This is a genomic window from Leucobacter sp. NPDC015123 (assembly GCF_043080205.1).
Lineage (GTDB): Bacteria > Actinomycetota > Actinomycetes > Actinomycetales > Microbacteriaceae > Leucobacter > Leucobacter aridicollis_A.
In genome coordinates, this window is the sequence record NZ_JBIBVH010000001.1 from 94,636 (window position 1) to 110,577 (window position 15,942).

Here is a 15,942-nt window from a genome sequence, read left to right on the forward strand (position 1 = left end):
ATTCTATTGCGTGAACGCCTCGTGTCCGAGCGCCCGCAGTGCAAGCCAGGCCGCCGCGCGGTCGTCTGGTCGCGACATCGACAGGCCCGTGAGCTCCTCCACTCGGTGAATTCTCGACACCAGCGTCTGCCTGTGAATCCCCAGGCGTGCCGCGCTCGCGCGGTGCGCACCGTTCTCCGAGAGGAACACGAGCAGCGTCTCGAGCAGTTCCCCATGCTCGCCCCGAGCATCCCGCAACTCGTCAAGCACCCCGCCCAGCTGTGTGCGATGATCCTCGGAGATCACGTCAAGCACGAAGTCCACTGTCGGAAGCTCCGCGTAGCGTTGAGCCCCGATCCCCGCGTCAAACGCCGCGTCGAACGCCTGGCGCGCCTGCACCGCACTGCGGCCGAGGGCGTCGATCGGGGCCGCAGCCCCGACACCGAGATGGAGCGACGTGGCGCCGAGCGGCTCGAAGCCATCAGCAAGCGCGACAAGGTCGCCGACGTGGTGCTCCGCAACGAATCCGCGTACGAGGCCGGGGTCGCCAACGAAGATATGCTCGACGCCGAGCTCGTCGAGCCAACGCTCGACGAGCCTTTCGAGGTCGACCGTGCGCGTTCGCGTCCCGAGGACGAACGCGGTGAGCTCGATCTCACGCACTCCCCACTTGCGCAGGAGCTGGGTTGCAGGGTTTCCCCCTGCGTGCAAGATCTCGAGGAGCGCCTCTCGCCCGAGATGCTCGGTGACGGAGGGGTCGCGGGTACGCAGCACCAGGTCAAACAGTGCGGCGGCCTGCGAGGCGAGGTCGCGGATGCGGCTCGTCGCGCTTGACCTGGATGCGACAACGAGATACCCGGTGAAATCGAGATCCGATCCGACCTGGTGGGTCTGGAGGCCCGGGTGCCGCACACGCACGGGCCGTCCGAGCGCGACGGCTTTCGCATCGTCGAGGTGGAGCCTTCCCGCACCGGCGCTCGCGATGAGCTGACCGTGGGCGTCGAGCAGCACGGCCCAGCCGTCGATCCTGTGGGCGAGCTCAGCCATCACCGCAGTCGCGCCGCCCCGTCTCGCGACCTGCGTGAGCACGCGTGTTCCCGACGCGACGAGTCTGTCTGTTGCGGCGAGATCGTCGGCGTGCAGCGCTGCGAGCCGGTAGTGCAACGCGTCACCAGATGAGGATGCCCCGAGCACGGCGCTCATGCCGTGCGCTGCGAGCACTTTTCGCAGGCGAGGTGTGTCTTCGTGGCTCACAAACACGGCACGCGAGGTCACTGCCGCAGCCTCGCTTCCCTGCGCGAACCTGGCGTCGAGCTCAGCGACGGTTCCGGTGACGAGGGTCGCGAGTTCGGCACTCGCCACAACAACGTACTCGCCGACCCGCGCGAGACCCTCGCATGGCGTGTAGTCGCTCATCCCGTTGTCGACATATGTGCCGCCAACGACTCGGGTGACAGTTCGCAGGTCGAAACTCATGCCTTGAATGTACCAAATGATGATCCGGATCGCCCAAAAACGACTTTTGGCGCAGTGACATGGCGCGCGTCGGGTACTTACGATCTCTTCGACGAACTTTTGCGCCCTCTCAGCGCGCACCCCAATGGAGGAGGAACAACATGAAAGCAGTCGTCTTTCGCGAGCCAAACACCCGCGTCGCCGTCGCCGACGTCACACTCGCACCGCCGAAAGCAGGCGAGGTCCGCGTGAAGATCGCGGCGGCGGGAGTCTGCCACTCCGACCTGCACGTGAAGCGCGGCGAGTGGGAAGCCCCCGCGCCCATGGTCATGGGCCACGAGGGTTCCGGCGTCGTCGTCGAGCTCGGCGAGGGCGTCACCTCGCTCGCGGTGGGCGACCACGTCGTGCTCAGCTGGGTTCCGCCGTGCGGCGAGTGCCGCTACTGCCTCCAGGGACACGAAGCGCGCTGCCAGAAGGTCGCCCAGGTCATCAACGCGAAGGGATCACTGTTCGACGGCACCTCGCGCCTGAGCATCGAGGGCGAAGAGGGAGAGGCAGAGCCGCTGCACCACTACCTCGGCGTCTCGTCGTTCGCTGAGGAAGTCGTTGTGCCAGCCTCCGGCGCAATCAAGGTTCGCGACGACGCTCCCCTCGACGTGATCGCAGTGGTCGGCTGCGCGGTCGCAACCGGCGTCGGCGCAGTCATGAACACCGCTGCAGTAGAGCCCGGATCGACAGTAGCCGTGATCGGCTGCGGCGGCGTCGGGCTCAACGTCGTGCAGGGCGCCACGCTCGCCGGCGCAGAACGCATCATCGCGATCGACGTCGTCGCAGACAAGACAGCCATGGCCATGCAGTTCGGCGCGACCGACCGGATCGACGCGTCAGAGGGCAACGCAGTGGAGCAGCTCTTCGAGCTCCTCCCCGACGGCGTCGATTACGCGTTCGACGCGATCGGCCGCACTGTCACGACCGAGCAGGCGATTCAGATGCTCGGCCTCGGCGGTGCTGCTGTGATCGTTGGCCTGCCGCCCACCGGCGCCAAGGCTTCGTTCGAGCCGCTCGTGCTCGCGGAAGCAGACCAGCGCATCCTCGGATCGAACTACGGCTCGGTGCGCCCGTCAATCGACATCCCCGCGCTTGTGGACCGCTACATGGACGGACAGCTGAAGCTCGATCCGCTCATCTCGGGCCGCCGCTCGCTCGACGAGGCAGCTGACGCGCTCGACGACCTCGCTTCAGGCGGCGTGCTCCGCACGCTCCTCATCCCGTAACCCAAAAAGACTTCTCAAAGGAGAGTTGAATGTCTCAGTCCACCACCCAGAAGGCCGACGCAGGCCTTCGCGAAGGGGTCATGTCTGGCCCCGAACTCGCGGCCCAGGCCATCGCGAGCATCGCGCCGAGCGCGGTCATCGCGTTCACCGCAGCGTCAATCTTCCTCGGCGCTGGCAGCGGCACAATGTTCGCCTTCGTGCTCGCCACGATCGTCATCCTGTGTGTCGGCTACATCATCAGCATGTTCGCAAAGCGTCACGCTTCGGCGGGCTCGCTCTACACCTATGTCGCGCAGGGCCTCGGCCCGGCCGGCGCGTTCGCCGCTGGCGTCGCGCTCCTCATCGGCTCATGGGGTATCGCGGCAGGCTCGCTCGGCGGCGCCGTCTCGTACATGTCCGACCTGCTTGTGATCTTCGGCTTCGAGTCAGCAGGCTCGACGCCGTGGCTCATCGCCCTCGCCGTCGTCATCGGCGGCGGCGCGACCTTCTTCACGATCCGCGGCATCCGCATCTCGGCGCGCATCTCGCTCGTGCTCGAGCTGTTGTCGGTTGCGATCATCCTCGTACTGCTCGTGACCGCACTCATCGTGCTCGGCGACGCCGCGTGGGACCCGACCCAGTTCTCGTTCGAGGGCGTACCGTTCCAGGGCGTCGCTGCAGGCATGGTGCTCGGTATCCTCGGCTTCGTCGGATTCTCCTCCGCTGACGCTCTCGGGCGTGAGGCGAAGGACCCCAAAAAGGCTATCCCCCGCGCAATCATGTGGAGCGCGGTCGCAGTTGGCGTGCTCTACGTGTTCTCCGCCTACACGCAGATCGCAGTGCTCGGCGATGAGCTTGGCGAGGTCGCGAGCCCGCTCCAGGCGGTCGCAGAGAAGGTCAACATGCCTGGCTGGTTCACCCCGATCCTTGTGTTCGGCGTTGCCGCGTCGTTCTTCGCCGTCGTCGTCGCGCCGCTCAACGTCGTTGGTCGCATCATCTACGTGATGGGCAAGGAGGGCATGGTGCCCGAGCGCTTCGGCCGCACCCACGAGACCCACCTCACCCCGCACCGCGTGCTGCTCATCGCAGGCCCCGCCGCGATCGTGCTCGACATCATCCTGCTGCTCGCCGGAACGCACCCCATGGATATCACCGTCTGGGTCGACACCTACGGCACCTACGGCTACATGGTCGCGTACTCGCTCGTCGCGATCGCAGGCGTCGTCTACACGACCCGCGAGGGCATGAAGAACGGCATGATTTGGGTCACCGCGACCGTCGCGGTGCTCGCAATGGCCTACGTCTTCGTGGCGAACGTCTACCCCGTGCCGGCGTTCCCGCTCAACGTGATTCCATACCTCTTTGTGATCACGATGCTCGCCGCGTTCTCGCGCTACTGGTGGATCAAGGCCAAGCGCCCCGCCGTGCTCGAGCGCGTCGGCAAGACCCACGTCGAGGAGATGGCAGGCATCGGCTAACCACGCCGCTGCTTGCAGCCACGGGCCCCTGTCGCACTTCGGTGCGACAGGGGCCCTATGCTTGCCTGCATGACGAGCTTTGCCTTTGAGGTCGACCCGGCGTCTGCGACTCCCCCGTTCAGACAGCTGCACGACGCGGTTGTCAGCGCAGTCACACACGGCCAGCTCGCGCCGGGGTCACGGCTGCCGACAGTGCGCGGGCTCGCCGCCGAACTCGGGCTCGCCGCGAACACAGTCGCCTCCGCATACAGGGCGCTCGAGGAGGCAGGAATCGTCGAGGGCCGTGGACGGGCAGGCACATTCGTGGCCCTTGGCGACGACCCCGTCGAGGCGAGCGCGCGCCAGATAGCCATCCGCGCCGCACAGGAGCTCTCCGCACTGGGTGTGGATCGGGCCCAAGCGCTCGCCCTCATCGGCGACGCATTCAACTCGGTGTAGCGATCCTCACAGCGGTCACCACTCGCCGGCGCAGGCGTCTCGGCCGCCTAACCCGGGCCGGCGCCTCGGCCAGGCAGCGGCTGGCCGAGCCCATCGCCCGACATTTGGTGCGGCAATATTTCCGTTTTCAGCCTGTCTTCCCATTCGGTCAGCCCGGAGTACTACGCTAGAAAGATTGGCGAAAGGGAGTTGATGCACGGCACTAGCCAGCACGATGACGGGTACCTACTGCGGCCGCAAACGGCGAGCCAGAAAACGCTCGCAGTACTCGAAGCAGCCTTACTCAACACCAGGTTTACCGACATCGTCGACGCTGCCGAGCTCCCCAAGTCCACGGTGCACCGCATCCTCGCAATGCTCATCGGTTCGGGCTTCATCTCAGGCGATGCAGAGCACGGTTACCGCGCGGGAAAACGCTTCACGTTCCTCGCAGGGCGTACCCTCGCCGAGCTCGACATCATCGCACTCGCCGAACCCATCATCGCCGACCTCGTAGCATCGACCCAGTGCACAGTACACATCGGCGAGGCCGCATCCGAGGAGGTGTCGTACCTCTTCGGCGCTGAGTCCCAACGCCCATACCGGGTGCACTCACGTGCGGGCAGGTCGGCCTGGCTGCACAGCACAGGACTCGGCAAGGCGCTGCTCGCGCACCGCACAGAAGAAGAGGTGCACAGCTACGCCGAGCGCACCGGGCTGCCGGCACAGACCGACTCAACGCTGACAGAGGTCGACGCGCTTCTGCAGGACCTCGAACAGATTGCTGAGCGCGGCTACGCGCTCGACCTTGAGGAGCACGAGGTCGGCACAGTCTGCGTTTCGGCCCCAATCTTCAACCACCGCGGCGAACCGGCCTACAGCCTGTCGATATCATCTCTCGTCGTCACGCACCCCGACGACTCGATCGAACGATTCGGCCCGAGCGCCATCGCGGCTGCTGCCGACATCTCGGAGTTGCTCGGGGCGCGACGCTAGCCTCGCGGCGGGTGCGGGCGCACCCCAACCAACGACTCAGCGCCGGCCCACAGCCAGCCGACCTCTGGGAGCAGCCCTACTACGCCCGCTGCGCGAGCATATGCACGCGTGCGCCGTGCTCCATGAGCCCGAGACCCTCTTCAGTGCCGGCGAGCCCCGCATGAAACTCGGTATCCACGGCGTCGACGACATGGAACCCGTGCCGCTCGTAGAACGGGGCATTCCAGGGGACCTCCGCGAACGTGCGGAGCGAAACCGCTTGAAAGCCCTCGGCCCACGCAGCCGACAGCACAGTATCGACGAGCCTGCCGCCGATGCCGCGCCTGGCGTGGTCGGGCGAGACTGACAGCTGTTCGAGGTGGAGGTACTCTCCCGCGACGATTACCTTGGCGAAGCCGACGAGCGTCGCACCGTCAACGGCGTCGAACACGCGCTCGACGTAGCCGTGCGGCGCATGCTCGGGCGCATCCTCGTTCCACGGGAGCAGGCCGAAGTGCGCGCGGAATAGCTCGTCGGCTGCATGCTCGATTTCGGCGTGCGCCTCCACTGCAGGCCCGCGACGCTCACGGATCTCTACCGTCACTTCTCGCGCCCCGTCGCGTGGCTAGTAGCCCGCCCCGGTCGCCGTCTCAGACGAGTTCCAGCCAGCAACGACTGCGCCTGTCGCCGAGACGCCGAAACGCGTCGCCCCGGCAGCCCACAGCTCGCGCGCGGTCTCAGCGTCACGGATTCCGCCCGAAGCCTTCACCCCGAGCCGACCGTCGACAGTGTCGGCCATGAGCTTCACAGCGTGAACGCTCGCCCCGCCAGCCGCGTTGAATCCGGTGGAGGTCTTCACGAAGTCGGCGCCCGCAGCCTCGGATGCTTTGCAGCAGCCAACGATCTGATCGTCTGTAAGCGATGCGCTCTCGATGATGACCTTCAGGATCTTGCCGACGCTCGCATCGCGCACCGCGCGAATCTCTGCTTCGACGCCGTCCCAGTCGGCGGCGTGCACGAGCCCCGGGTTCACAACCATGTCGACCTCGTCTGCACCGTCAGTGATTGCCTGGGCCGCCTCAAATGCTTTCACCTCGGCCTTGTGGACTCCCGACGGGAACCCGACAACCGTCACGATCTCGAGGCCGCGCTTATCAACTGGCAGCAAGGAGGGGCTGACACAGACGCGCTTTACGCCAAGCGCCGCTGCGTCGTCGAGGAAAACCTCGAGCTCGGCTGCAGTCGTCGGGGGCGCGAGGAGCGTGTGGTCAGCGTTCGCGAGAAAGTGTTCAGGGGTGAGAGCCTGGTGAGTCATAGTTTGAGTCTAGATAGTGGCCGCCGCAGGCGCGAGTTGACCCGGCGATCTCGCAGCAGGCACGAGCTGGCCAACCAGCCCAGTCCACCTGGACATAAGTAACATTTGCCGCACATCTTGATACGAGTAGGTCAGAATAACAACTGCACTAGGTTCGCATGCGGAGAATGAGCGGATCGCAACACGAGGCGGTGTATTGCATATGGACTTTTCCCTATCCGGCAGCCAAGAAGACATCAGGTCCGGGGCCCGCACGTTAGCCCGCAGCTTCTCACACGAGTATTGGCGAGACAGGGACGGGGCCCAGGAGTTTCCGTGGGAGTTCTACTCGGCCTTTGCAGAAGGGGGCTGGCTCGGTATCGCAATCCCTGAGGAGTACGGCGGCGGAGGCATGGGGATCACCGAAGCCGCGCTCCTCCTCGAAGAGGTAGCTGCGTCCGGTGCAGGAATGAACGGCGCCTCAAGCATGCACCTCACCATCTTCGGGCTCAACACCATAGTCAAGCACGGCTCTCAGGAGCAGCGAGAGACCATTCTTCCGCGTGCAGCTAGCGGTGATCTCCACGTTGCCTTCGGGGTGACCGAGCCCGAAGCCGGCACTGACACGACTCAGATTTCCACGTTTGCAACCAGGGTCCCCGGCGGCTACCGCATTACGGGTCGCAAAGTGTGGATCACCAAGGCCGGCGAGTCCGAGAAGCTGTTGCTGATCACAAGGACTCAGCGGCGAACGGATGTCTCGCGTCCGACCGACGGCATGACACTGTTCTTGATCGACATCGACGCCACAAAGATTGACTTGACCCCGATCCCGAAGCTTGGACGAAACGCGGTAGCAAGCTACGAGGTCGTCTTGGACGACTATTTCGTTCCGGATGCAGCTCGCATCGGAGAGGAGGGGCTCGGGTTTCAATATCTGCTCGACGGGCTCAACCCGGAGCGCATTCTCCTGGCACATGAGGCCCTTGGTATAGGACGCGCCGCGATGGAGATAGCCGTGAAGTACGCGAAAGAACGCGTCGTGTTCGACAGGCCGATTGGTAGGAATCAAGGCATTGCCTTCCCACTCGCGAAGTGCCAAACACACCTGGATGCGGCCGGGCTGATGGCACGGGAGGCCGCATGGCGCTACGACGCAGGAATGCCAGTTGGCAGCCAGGCAAACATGGCCAAATGGCTGTGCGCGGAGGCCGGCTTCGCCGCCGCGGACACGGCAATGCAGACCCTGGGTGGGATGGGGTATGCAAAGGAGTACAACGTCGAACGCTACTTCCGCGAATCGCGCATCCTCCGTCTCGCCCCCGTGAGCCAAGAGATGGTGCTCAACTACGTCGCAGTTCACGTTCTCGGACTTCCAAAGTCGTACTGAGGGGCACCCAATGGGCTATCAGTTCGGGTCGCTCGCAGGCCTTCGTGTGATCGATCTATCGCGTGTTCTCGCGGGGCCGCTGTGCACCCAGATCCTCGGCGATCATGGGGCGGACGTGATCAAAGTTGAGGCCCGGTCCGGTGACGATACACGCCGCTGGGGTCCGCCGTTCGTTGGTAAGGGATCAAGCGCCTACTACGAGGGCCTGAACCGCAACAAGCGAAATGTCTGCCTCGATCTCAAAAGCGATTCAGGCAGGAGCCGCCTGCACACACTCCTTGATAGCGCTGACGTGCTTGTTGAGAACTTTCGACACGGAACGCTGGAGTCCTGGGGGCTCTCGGATGAGACGATTCGCACCCGCTGGCCGCGACTTGTGCACTGCAGGATTACGGGCTTTGGCTCCGAGGGTCCTCGTGGAGGACTGCCGGGATACGACGCCGTTGCGCAAGCGTTGGGCGGCCTGATGAGCGTCAACGGCGAGGCGGACGGCCCACCGCTCAAGGTCGGTGTGCCTGTGGTAGACATGGTGACGGGCTTCTACGCGGTAAACGGCATCATGTTTGCTCTGCACGAGCGTGGTCACAGCGGGCTTGGCCAGCTTGTGGACTTGTCGTTGTTCGACACGTCGTTGTCATTGTTGCACCCGCATTCAGCCTCGTGGCTTGCAGACGGCACAGAGGCCAAACGTAGTGGCTCGGCGCACCCGACTATTCAGCCGTATGACAGCTTCGACGCGCTGGACGGCCAGATCTTCATCGCAGTCGGCAACGACGATCAGTTCGATCGGTTCTGCGAGTTCCTTGGCGTCCCAGCACTTGCGACTGACCCGAGGTTCCGCACCAACGGCGATCGGGTCCGCAACCGGCTGGATCTGAAGGCCGTGCTCTCCCCGCTGATCGCTGCGCTCACGCGCGGAGCGTTGGACGAAGAGCTCCGGGCGCGTGGCATACCGGCAGGGGTCGTGCAGTCGGTGAGCGAGGCGCTCACCGACGAACAGGCTCGCGCGCGGTCAATGGTGCTTGAGCTTGCTGGACGCAAGACGCTCGGAATTCCGATCAAGCTGTCGCGAACCCCAGGCAGCGTCGCTGCCCCACCGCGGCTCCTTGGCCAGGACACCGAGGAAATCTTCGACGAGGAGACAGTCGAGGGGAGGGCTGACTAGATGTATGAGGCCAGGACGTTGTTGACGCGTAATGGTGTCGCGGATGCGGGCGGCTTCCCGTCATGCACACCGTGGGGCCGGTGGTAGTTGTAGTGCAGGTTCCAGGTTTCCAGCGCTTTCTCGCGCTGGTCTTCTGAGTTCCAGGTCCTTGCGTACAGGAACTCTTCAGCGAGGATGCGGTTGTAGCGTTCGACTTTCCCGTTGTGCTTGGGCGTGTAGGGCTTCGTACGGCGGTGCTCCGCGCCATTCAGAGCGGCGGCGAATGCCGCGGAGCGGTAGCAAGCGCCATTGTCGGTGATGATTCGCTCGATCCGGGTGATGCCGTGAGCGGCGAACCACACCCGGGCGCGGTTCAGGAACGAGACGGCGGTGGTGGCCCGTTCGTTCTCGAGCGATTCAGTGTATGCCAGGCGGGTGTGCCCGTCGATTGCGGAATGGAGGTAGGCGTACCCGGCGCGTGCCCCGCGGGTTCTCGCTCGGGCGGCGGCACGAGCCTCAGGGCTGCCTTTGCCATGAGCCCGCCAACCACCGCCGTTGGGGATGCGTCCGACTTTCTTGACGTCGAGATGCACCATGTGCCCGGGATGCTTTGCCGTGATCGTCTGCACTTGCCGGTTCGTCTCGCCGTTTGGGTCGATGAATCGACGGCGGTTCAGGCCGAGCTCGGCTAGGTGCCGAGTGACGGTGCGCCGACTGATCGCAACGCCATCTCCATGCAGTTCGAAGGTGATGCGGGATGCTGACCACTTGTGCTCGCGCCGTAGTTCCTCGATTCGCGCTAGCGTCTCGCCAGGTGTCGCGCTTGGCTGCCGGATTGGAGCAGATGAGCGGTCAAGCAGGCCGAGTTGACCGAACTTGCGGTACCGGGTTACCCACTTCGATGCGGTTGCGCGGGAGATGCCCATCTCTGCGGCGACATGCGCGAGGGGTCGAGAGCGGCAGCGCTCAATGAGTCGGCGACGGCCTTCGACTGTCAAGGGCGAGTTAGCGTGCGTCACTTGACCACTTCGCTCTCGGCGGGCGCGATCAGCCGGAGAAGGGGAATGGTGAGCAGCAATGCCGCTGCGGTCGTGGTGACGGCCACCCAAACGGGCCCGAGCGCACCGGGTATCACGCCGAGCGCGGCAGCGGCAAGTATGGGACCGACTGCTGCGCCGACGTTGAGTGCCGCGGTCGCGTACGAACCCGCCATGGTGGGTGCACCCGCCGCCGCATAGAGCACTCGCGTAATCAGCGTGCTGCCGACAGCGAACCCCAACACACCCTGAGCGAAAACGAGCCCGAGCAGGGCAACGGGGTTCGTCGCGAAGAGCGCCAAGGCGACCCAGCCGAGTACAAGGACGCTTCCACCGCCCATGATGACGACGCGAGGTCGGGCGTCAGCGAGCCGTCCCGCAACGGTGACGCCGATGAAGGAACCGACGCCGAAGAGCACAAGCGCCACCGACACCCACCACTGGCTCAGGTCGGCGGTTCCCGTAACGATCGGCGCAAGGAAGGTCAGCGTTGCGAAGGTGCCGGCATTCACCAGGGCAGCCAGCATCATCGTCAGAACGAGGCGCGGAGAGGCAAGCTGCGCCAACTCCATCCGCAGCGAGGACGAATCCTTCTCGGACGTGTCGCCAGCTTGAGTGGTGAAGCCCGCGGCAATGCCGATCGCAGCGGGGACGCAGAGGAGAGCGATCGCCCAGAACGTCGACTGCCAGCCAAGGGCCGTACCAAGTACGGCACCCGCGGGGACGCCGGCGACGGTTGCGACGGTGGTGCCCGCCAGCAGAATCGATACGGCCCGACCTTTGGCGTTGGGTGCCACGAGTTTCGTCGCCGCGCCCAGTGCGACCGCCAAGAAGCCTGCGTTGACAATCGCGGCGATCACGCGCGTGATGAACAGAACAGTGAAGTCGGGCGTCAGCGCCCCGACGACATGAGCCGCCGCGAATACAGTCACGCAACCCAAGAGTGTCGATTTCACGGGGAGGCGACGAGTGAGGGCGGCCATCGCAGGTGCGCCGATCACCATGCCCGCGGCGAATGCCGATGTCAGGAGACCAGCTGTCCCCACGGGAACGCCGAAGTATGTGGAAATGTCGGGCACGAGGCCGGCGAGCATGAACTCGGAAGTACCCATGGCGAAGACCACCAGGGCAAGAAGATAGAGAGCGAAAGGCATCGAGGTAGCTCCGAAGCGAGAGTGCGAACAAGAGAACGTCTCGTCACTACGGTCAGCGCCCAGAGGACACCCGAATGTCGTGCTGCACACAGCACAGGGCAGCAGAGAGCTGAGGGCTCAGCGAAGGTGAGGGGCTGACGGCGTGACCGAAAGCCCCTGAGTGTCCGATTCAGGGCTCGACATGCGTCCCAGTCTACCCGTCTGTGCCGCTACCCCCAAGAAACGTCAACAACCTCATGGCCAGCAACAACTAGAGCGTCAGATGGCCCTGCTCTCCGCCGGGGAGCTTGCGCCCAGCAGCTGCGGCACCAGCTTCTCCCCCGCCGTCGTCAGACCGTCGGCCCAACGCGGGTGACGTGCACAACGGGTTCGCCCTCAAGCTCGGAAGCAGCGAGGTCGATCTCGCCCTCAATACCCCAGTCCCGGTCGCCCGCGGGATCGAGCAGCACCTGTCTGAACTCCCACTCCCCTGCACCCGCCCGGGACTTGTCGAGCGTGAGCAGGCCAGCGGCGCGGGCATCACTGTCGACCCTGATCTCGTCGTACTCGGTGAAGTATCCGTCGAGGGCGTCGCGCCATTTCTGCACGGCGAAACCATTGGAAGCGTCGAGCGCCTCGAGCTCGTCATACTGTTCGAACGCCGCCGCCTGCACTCGCCGAAACAGGGCATTACGCACCATCACCATGAACGCTCGCTCGTTTGCGAGGAGCGAGCGCGCCGGTGGCGGCCCGACGAGTGCTGTCTCGTTCGAATCGCGCTCCGCGGCGAGCGCGGCAGCCACATCCGGATTCGACAGCTCGGTCCACTCGTCGATCAAGCTCGAGTCAACTTGCCGGACGAGCTCCCCGAGCCACTCGATGATCTCGTCGAGCTCCTCCGTCTTCGCCGCCTCGGGCACGGTCCGCTCGAGCGCACGGTACGCATCGCTCAGGTAGCGGAGCACACCGCCCTCGGCCCGGCCCAGACCGTAGTAGTTCACGAGGTCGCGGAACCCGAAGGCGCGCTCGATCATGTCTCGCACGACCGATTTCGGCCGCAATTCGTAGTCGCGCGCCCAGGGCACTTCCTTCAGATACGCTTCGAAAGCTTCGCTGAGGAGGTCGGCGAGCGGCTGCGGGTGGGTGATCTCCTCGAGCAGCTCCATGCGCTCCTCGTACTCGATGCCCTCGGCTTTCATCGCCCCGATCGCCTCGCCGCGTGCGCGATGCTCCTGGGCGCGGACGATCGCGCGCGGATCTTCGAGCGTCGCTTCGATGACTGAGATCGCATCGAGCGCGTAGCTTTCCGATTCTGGGTCGAGCAGCTCTAGCGCGGCGAGCGCGAATGGCGACAGCGGCTGGTTCAGCGCGAAGTTCGACTGCAGCTCGACGGTGAGGCGCAAAAGCCTCTGCCCTGAGCCGTCGACGTAGGTCTCGACGATCCCGCCGCGCACCAGTGTACGGAAGATCTCGATCGCGGTTCGCGCGTGGGCGAACTGCGCGGCACGCGGCTCGTGGCTGTCGAATACCAGGGTGCGGAGGGTCGCGAGCGCATCTCCCTCGAAATCCTCACCGCGGCCAATGACGCCGAGCACCATTGAGTGGGTGATCCGCATGCGGCTCACGAGCGGCTCAGGCGACGCCGCCACGAGCTTGTCGAGCGTTTGCTCGTTCCAGGCAACGAACCCCTGCGGCGGTGACTTCTTCTTCGCCGGCTTTGCCTTCTTACCGCCGCTCGCTTTCGCCGCCGCTTTCGCGGCAGCGCGAGCGTTTTCGACTTCAAACTCCGGGGCGAGCGCAATGACGTCACCCTCGGTGTCGAAACCGGCACGGCCCGCGCGACCTGCGATCTGGTGGAATTCCCGCGCCGAGAGGCGGCGCATCTTCTCGCCGTCGTACTTCGTGAGCGCGGTAATGACGACGGTGCGGATCGGCACATTGATCCCTACGCCGAGGGTGTCCGTGCCGCAGATGACTTTGAGGAGCCCGCGCTGCGCGAGTTGCTCAACGAGGCGGCGGTACTTCGGAAGCATACCTGCGTGGTGTACGCCGATTCCCGAGCGAACCAGCCGCGAGAGTGACTGACCAAAGCCAGCCGAGAATCTGAACGCCCCGATCGCCTCGGCGATCTCGTCGCGCCCGGCGCGGTCCACGAGTTTGATGCTTGCGAGAGCCTGCGCCTGCTCGACTGCGTGCGACTGATTGAAATGCACGAGGTATGCGGGTGTCTGGCGATCCTCAACGAGCTGCTCGATGACCTCGTGCGTCGGGGCGACGGCGTAGCTGAAATCGAGCGGTACCGGCCGTTCGACGCCAGTCACGAGTTCCGTGTCACGGCCCGTCCTCCGGCTCAGGTCGTCGGCGAGTTCAGTAACGTCACCGAGTGTCGCCGACATGAGGAGGAACTGCGCGTCCGCCATCAGCAGCAGCGGCACCTGCCACGCCCAGCCTCGATCAGGCTCAGCGTAGAAATGGAACTCGTCCATGACGACCTGGGTGATCCCATTCGCTGTCTTGTCACGCAACGCGAGGTTCGCGAGGATCTCAGCCGTGCAGCAGATGATCGGCGCATCTGAGTTGATTGCAGTGTCGCCTGTGATCATGCCGACCCTGTCGGCACCAAACACGGCGACGAGCTCGAAGAACTTTTCGCTCACGAGCGCCTTGATGGGTGCGGTGTAGACAGTGCGCCGCCCCTCGGCGAGGGCAGCAAAGTGTGCGCCGAGCGCCACGAGCGACTTCCCTGTTCCCGTGGGCGTGGCAAGGACGACGTTCGAGCCGAGAGTCATCCCGAGGATGGCTTCCTCCTGCGCCGGGTACAGGCGCAGCCCGCGCACCTCCCATGCCCACTCTTCGAACATCGCGAAGACCTCGTCCGGTTCAGCGAAGCGCTCGGTGTCGAGGATCTCTCCGAGGTGCATGGTGTCCTAACTCTGACGGGTTGTGATGGGGGCGCGGCGTCTCCCGCTGCCGTTGACGATGCCTGACCGCTCGGCTACTCACCGGGATCAAGCTCAGCGAACTTGTGTTGCATCGTCGGGTTGCCGCGGGTGAGCTTTTTGATTGACACGTCTTGCGCCTTGTTGTTCGCGAGCCGAAGGTTGTTTCCCGAGCGCATGAGCAAGTCTTTCACTTTCTGCATCTCGGCAATTGACTTGTCGATCCGATCGATCGCGTCACCGAACTGGCGCTCGGCGAGCTCGAAGTTCTTGGCGAACGCACCCTTGAACGTTTCAAGCTCGCTCTCGAAGTTTGTGATGTCGATGTTCTGAGACCGCACGAGCTCGAGCTCAGACTTGTACTGCAGCGCACCCAGGGAGGCGTTCCGCAGCAGCGTGATCATCGGAATGAAGAACTGTGGCCGGATGACGTACATCTTCTCAAACCTGTGCGACACGTCAACGATGCCGCTGTTGTACAGTTCACTCTCGGGTTCAAGCAGCGACACAAGCACGGCGTACTCGCACCCTTTGGCACGCCGGTCTTCATCGAGCTTCTTCAGGAAGTCTTCATTTCGCTGCTTGGTCTGCGTCGTGTCGTTCTCGTTCTTCATCTCAAACATGATTGAGACGATCTCAACCCCGTCATCGAGGTCACGGAAGATGTAGTCGCCCTTGGTGCCGCCAGACGCGTCGTTGTCTTTTTCGAAGTAGGCGTTCGGAAATGCGGTCGCGCGAATCTGGTTAAACGTCGTCTCGCAGTGCTGCTCGAGTGTCTCACCCACCATCTTTGTCGACAGCCGAGCCTTCATGTCGCGGAGCCGCTCGATCGCCTCGTCGCGATCTTTCAGCTGAGTCTCGTAGCGATCTTTCAGTGCCTGCTCCGACAGCTGCTGCGAAAGCTCGGCGCGCTCGAGCCCGTTCTTGAGCTCGTCGCGCTCGCGCTCGACAACGCTCACCGCCTCGGTGATCGCGAGCCGCTGCGCGACCTCGACCGACTCGAGCTTCGCGCGCAAAGCCTGGATCTCCGCCTCCTTCTCGGCCGCGGCGCGCTGCTGCGCCGCCTCGAGCTTCGCGGTAGCGAGGTCAACGGCAGCCTCCGCGTCGCGCTTCGACTGCTCAAGCTGCGTTTTGAGAGCGTCGCGCTGCTTCTCGACATCGCCGAGCGCCTCCGCGACGGCGAGGCGCTTGGCGGTCTCCCCCGCTTCGAGCTTCGCCCGCAGATCCTGAATGGCGGCATCCTTCTCTGCTGCCGCTTCACGGAGTTTGCTTTCGGCTGCCGTTCGCGCAAGCTCGAGGGCGCTGAGCTTCTCGCGCTCTGCGAGTTCCAGCCTGTCGTGCAGCTGCTGCTCGAACTCTGCGTCTCTGACCTGCTTCAGAATGTCTGCATAGCCTGCCTCGTCGACGGTGAACGCCTCGCCACAGTGTGGGCATTTGATCTCGCGCAT

13 protein-coding genes are annotated in these 15,942 nt (G+C 64.5%); 6 read left to right on the plus strand and 7 right to left on the minus strand.

Annotation, left to right across the window (positions count from 1 at the left end):
* Positions 1-3: 3 nt before the first annotated feature.
* Entirely contained in the window at positions 4-1,455 is a 1,452-nt protein-coding gene (locus tag ACF07D_RS00445; protein ID WP_119282972.1) for a CdaR family transcriptional regulator, read from the minus strand.
* Between the two features lie 140 nt (positions 1,456-1,595).
* Between ACF07D_RS00445 and ACF07D_RS00450 the strand changes: the two genes are divergently transcribed.
* The 4 genes from ACF07D_RS00450 (at position 1,596) to ACF07D_RS00465 (ending at position 5,578) form a co-directional block, all read left to right on the plus strand.
* Positions 1,596-2,708 carry an alcohol dehydrogenase catalytic domain-containing protein gene (locus ACF07D_RS00450; protein ID WP_391503496.1) on the plus strand — a complete coding sequence of 371 codons (1,113 nt, stop codon included), beginning with the start codon at positions 1,596-1,598 and terminating at the stop codon, positions 2,706-2,708.
* Between the two features lie 29 nt (positions 2,709-2,737).
* Entirely contained in the window at positions 2,738-4,165 is a 1,428-nt protein-coding gene (locus ACF07D_RS00455) for an APC family permease (RefSeq protein ID WP_162921157.1), read from the plus strand.
* A gap of 69 nt (positions 4,166-4,234) precedes the next feature.
* Positions 4,235-4,603, plus strand: a complete 369-nt coding sequence (locus ACF07D_RS00460) for a GntR family transcriptional regulator (RefSeq protein WP_391503497.1) — start codon at positions 4,235-4,237, stop codon at positions 4,601-4,603.
* A 192-nt stretch (positions 4,604-4,795) separates the two neighbouring features.
* Complete coding sequence (locus ACF07D_RS00465) at positions 4,796-5,578, plus strand: IclR family transcriptional regulator (protein ID WP_391503498.1); 783 nt, start codon at positions 4,796-4,798, stop codon at positions 5,576-5,578.
* 79 nt (positions 5,579-5,657) lie between these two features.
* Here the strand turns inward: ACF07D_RS00465 and ACF07D_RS00470 are convergent, their stop codons facing one another.
* Together ACF07D_RS00470 and deoC are read right to left on the minus strand one after the other, a co-directional pair.
* Positions 5,658-6,161, minus strand: a complete 504-nt coding sequence (locus ACF07D_RS00470; protein WP_391503499.1) for a GNAT family N-acetyltransferase — start codon at positions 6,159-6,161, stop codon at positions 5,658-5,660.
* A 21-nt stretch (positions 6,162-6,182) separates the two neighbouring features.
* On the minus strand, positions 6,183-6,872 hold the full coding sequence (gene deoC, locus ACF07D_RS00475; protein ID WP_119282967.1) for a deoxyribose-phosphate aldolase: 690 nt from the start codon (positions 6,870-6,872) through the stop codon (positions 6,183-6,185).
* Between the two features lie 202 nt (positions 6,873-7,074).
* Here deoC and ACF07D_RS00480 point away from each other — a divergent pair, with 202 nt between their 5' ends.
* Positions 7,075-8,241, plus strand: coding sequence for an acyl-CoA dehydrogenase family protein (locus ACF07D_RS00480; protein ID WP_391503500.1), 1,167 nt, complete (start codon positions 7,075-7,077; stop codon positions 8,239-8,241).
* Positions 8,242-8,251: 10 nt separating this feature from the next.
* Entirely contained in the window at positions 8,252-9,406 is a 1,155-nt protein-coding gene (locus tag ACF07D_RS00485) for a CaiB/BaiF CoA transferase family protein (protein ID WP_391503501.1), read from the plus strand.
* On the opposite strand, the gene ACF07D_RS00490 is transcribed toward ACF07D_RS00485, so the two are convergent.
* The 4 genes from ACF07D_RS00490 to ACF07D_RS00505 all read right to left on the minus strand — a co-directional run bounded on the left by ACF07D_RS00490 (position 9,403) and on the right by ACF07D_RS00505 (position 15,942).
* Positions 9,403-10,404 carry an IS481 family transposase gene (locus ACF07D_RS00490; RefSeq protein WP_040347806.1) on the minus strand — a complete coding sequence of 334 codons (1,002 nt, stop codon included), beginning with the start codon at positions 10,402-10,404 and terminating at the stop codon, positions 9,403-9,405. The genes ACF07D_RS00485 and ACF07D_RS00490 overlap by 4 nt on opposite strands.
* Complete coding sequence (locus ACF07D_RS00495) at positions 10,401-11,576, minus strand: Cmx/CmrA family chloramphenicol efflux MFS transporter (protein ID WP_005882743.1); 1,176 nt, start codon at positions 11,574-11,576, stop codon at positions 10,401-10,403. The genes ACF07D_RS00490 and ACF07D_RS00495 overlap by 4 nt, the downstream gene beginning before the upstream one ends.
* A 329-nt stretch (positions 11,577-11,905) precedes the next feature.
* Positions 11,906-14,476: a DEAD/DEAH box helicase gene (locus tag ACF07D_RS00500; RefSeq protein ID WP_391503502.1), complete on the minus strand. Its 2,571-nt coding sequence runs from the start codon at positions 14,474-14,476 to the stop codon at positions 11,906-11,908.
* 74 nt (positions 14,477-14,550) lie between these two features.
* Positions 14,551-15,942 carry a DUF2130 domain-containing protein gene (locus tag ACF07D_RS00505; RefSeq protein ID WP_255809491.1) on the minus strand — a complete coding sequence of 464 codons (1,392 nt, stop codon included), beginning with the start codon at positions 15,940-15,942 and terminating at the stop codon, positions 14,551-14,553.

Bases quoted from the DNA above. Each gene is read 5' to 3' on its own strand.
- ACF07D_RS00480 (WP_391503500.1), top strand. From the start codon at position 7,075: ATGGACTTTTCCCTATCCGGCAGCCAAGAAGACATCAGGTCCGGGGCC.
- ACF07D_RS00485 (WP_391503501.1), top strand. From the start codon at position 8,252: ATGGGCTATCAGTTCGGGTCGCTCGCAGGCCTTCGTGTGATCGATCTA.
- deoC (WP_119282967.1), bottom strand. From the start codon at position 6,872: ATGACTCACCAGGCTCTCACCCCTGAACACTTTCTCGCGAACGCTGAC.
- ACF07D_RS00450 (WP_391503496.1), top strand. From the start codon at position 1,596: ATGAAAGCAGTCGTCTTTCGCGAGCCAAACACCCGCGTCGCCGTCGCC.
- ACF07D_RS00495 (WP_005882743.1), bottom strand. From the start codon at position 11,576: ATGCCTTTCGCTCTCTATCTTCTTGCCCTGGTGGTCTTCGCCATGGGT.
- ACF07D_RS00465 (WP_391503498.1), top strand. From the start codon at position 4,796: ATGCACGGCACTAGCCAGCACGATGACGGGTACCTACTGCGGCCGCAA.
- ACF07D_RS00505 (WP_255809491.1), bottom strand. From the start codon at position 15,942: ATGCGCGAGATCAAATGCCCACACTGTGGCGAGGCGTTCACCGTCGAC.
- ACF07D_RS00500 (WP_391503502.1), bottom strand. From the start codon at position 14,476: ATGCACCTCGGAGAGATCCTCGACACCGAGCGCTTCGCTGAACCGGAC.
- ACF07D_RS00455 (WP_162921157.1), top strand. From the start codon at position 2,738: ATGTCTCAGTCCACCACCCAGAAGGCCGACGCAGGCCTTCGCGAAGGG.
- ACF07D_RS00460 (WP_391503497.1), top strand. From the start codon at position 4,235: ATGACGAGCTTTGCCTTTGAGGTCGACCCGGCGTCTGCGACTCCCCCG.
- ACF07D_RS00445 (WP_119282972.1), bottom strand. From the start codon at position 1,455: ATGAGTTTCGACCTGCGAACTGTCACCCGAGTCGTTGGCGGCACATAT.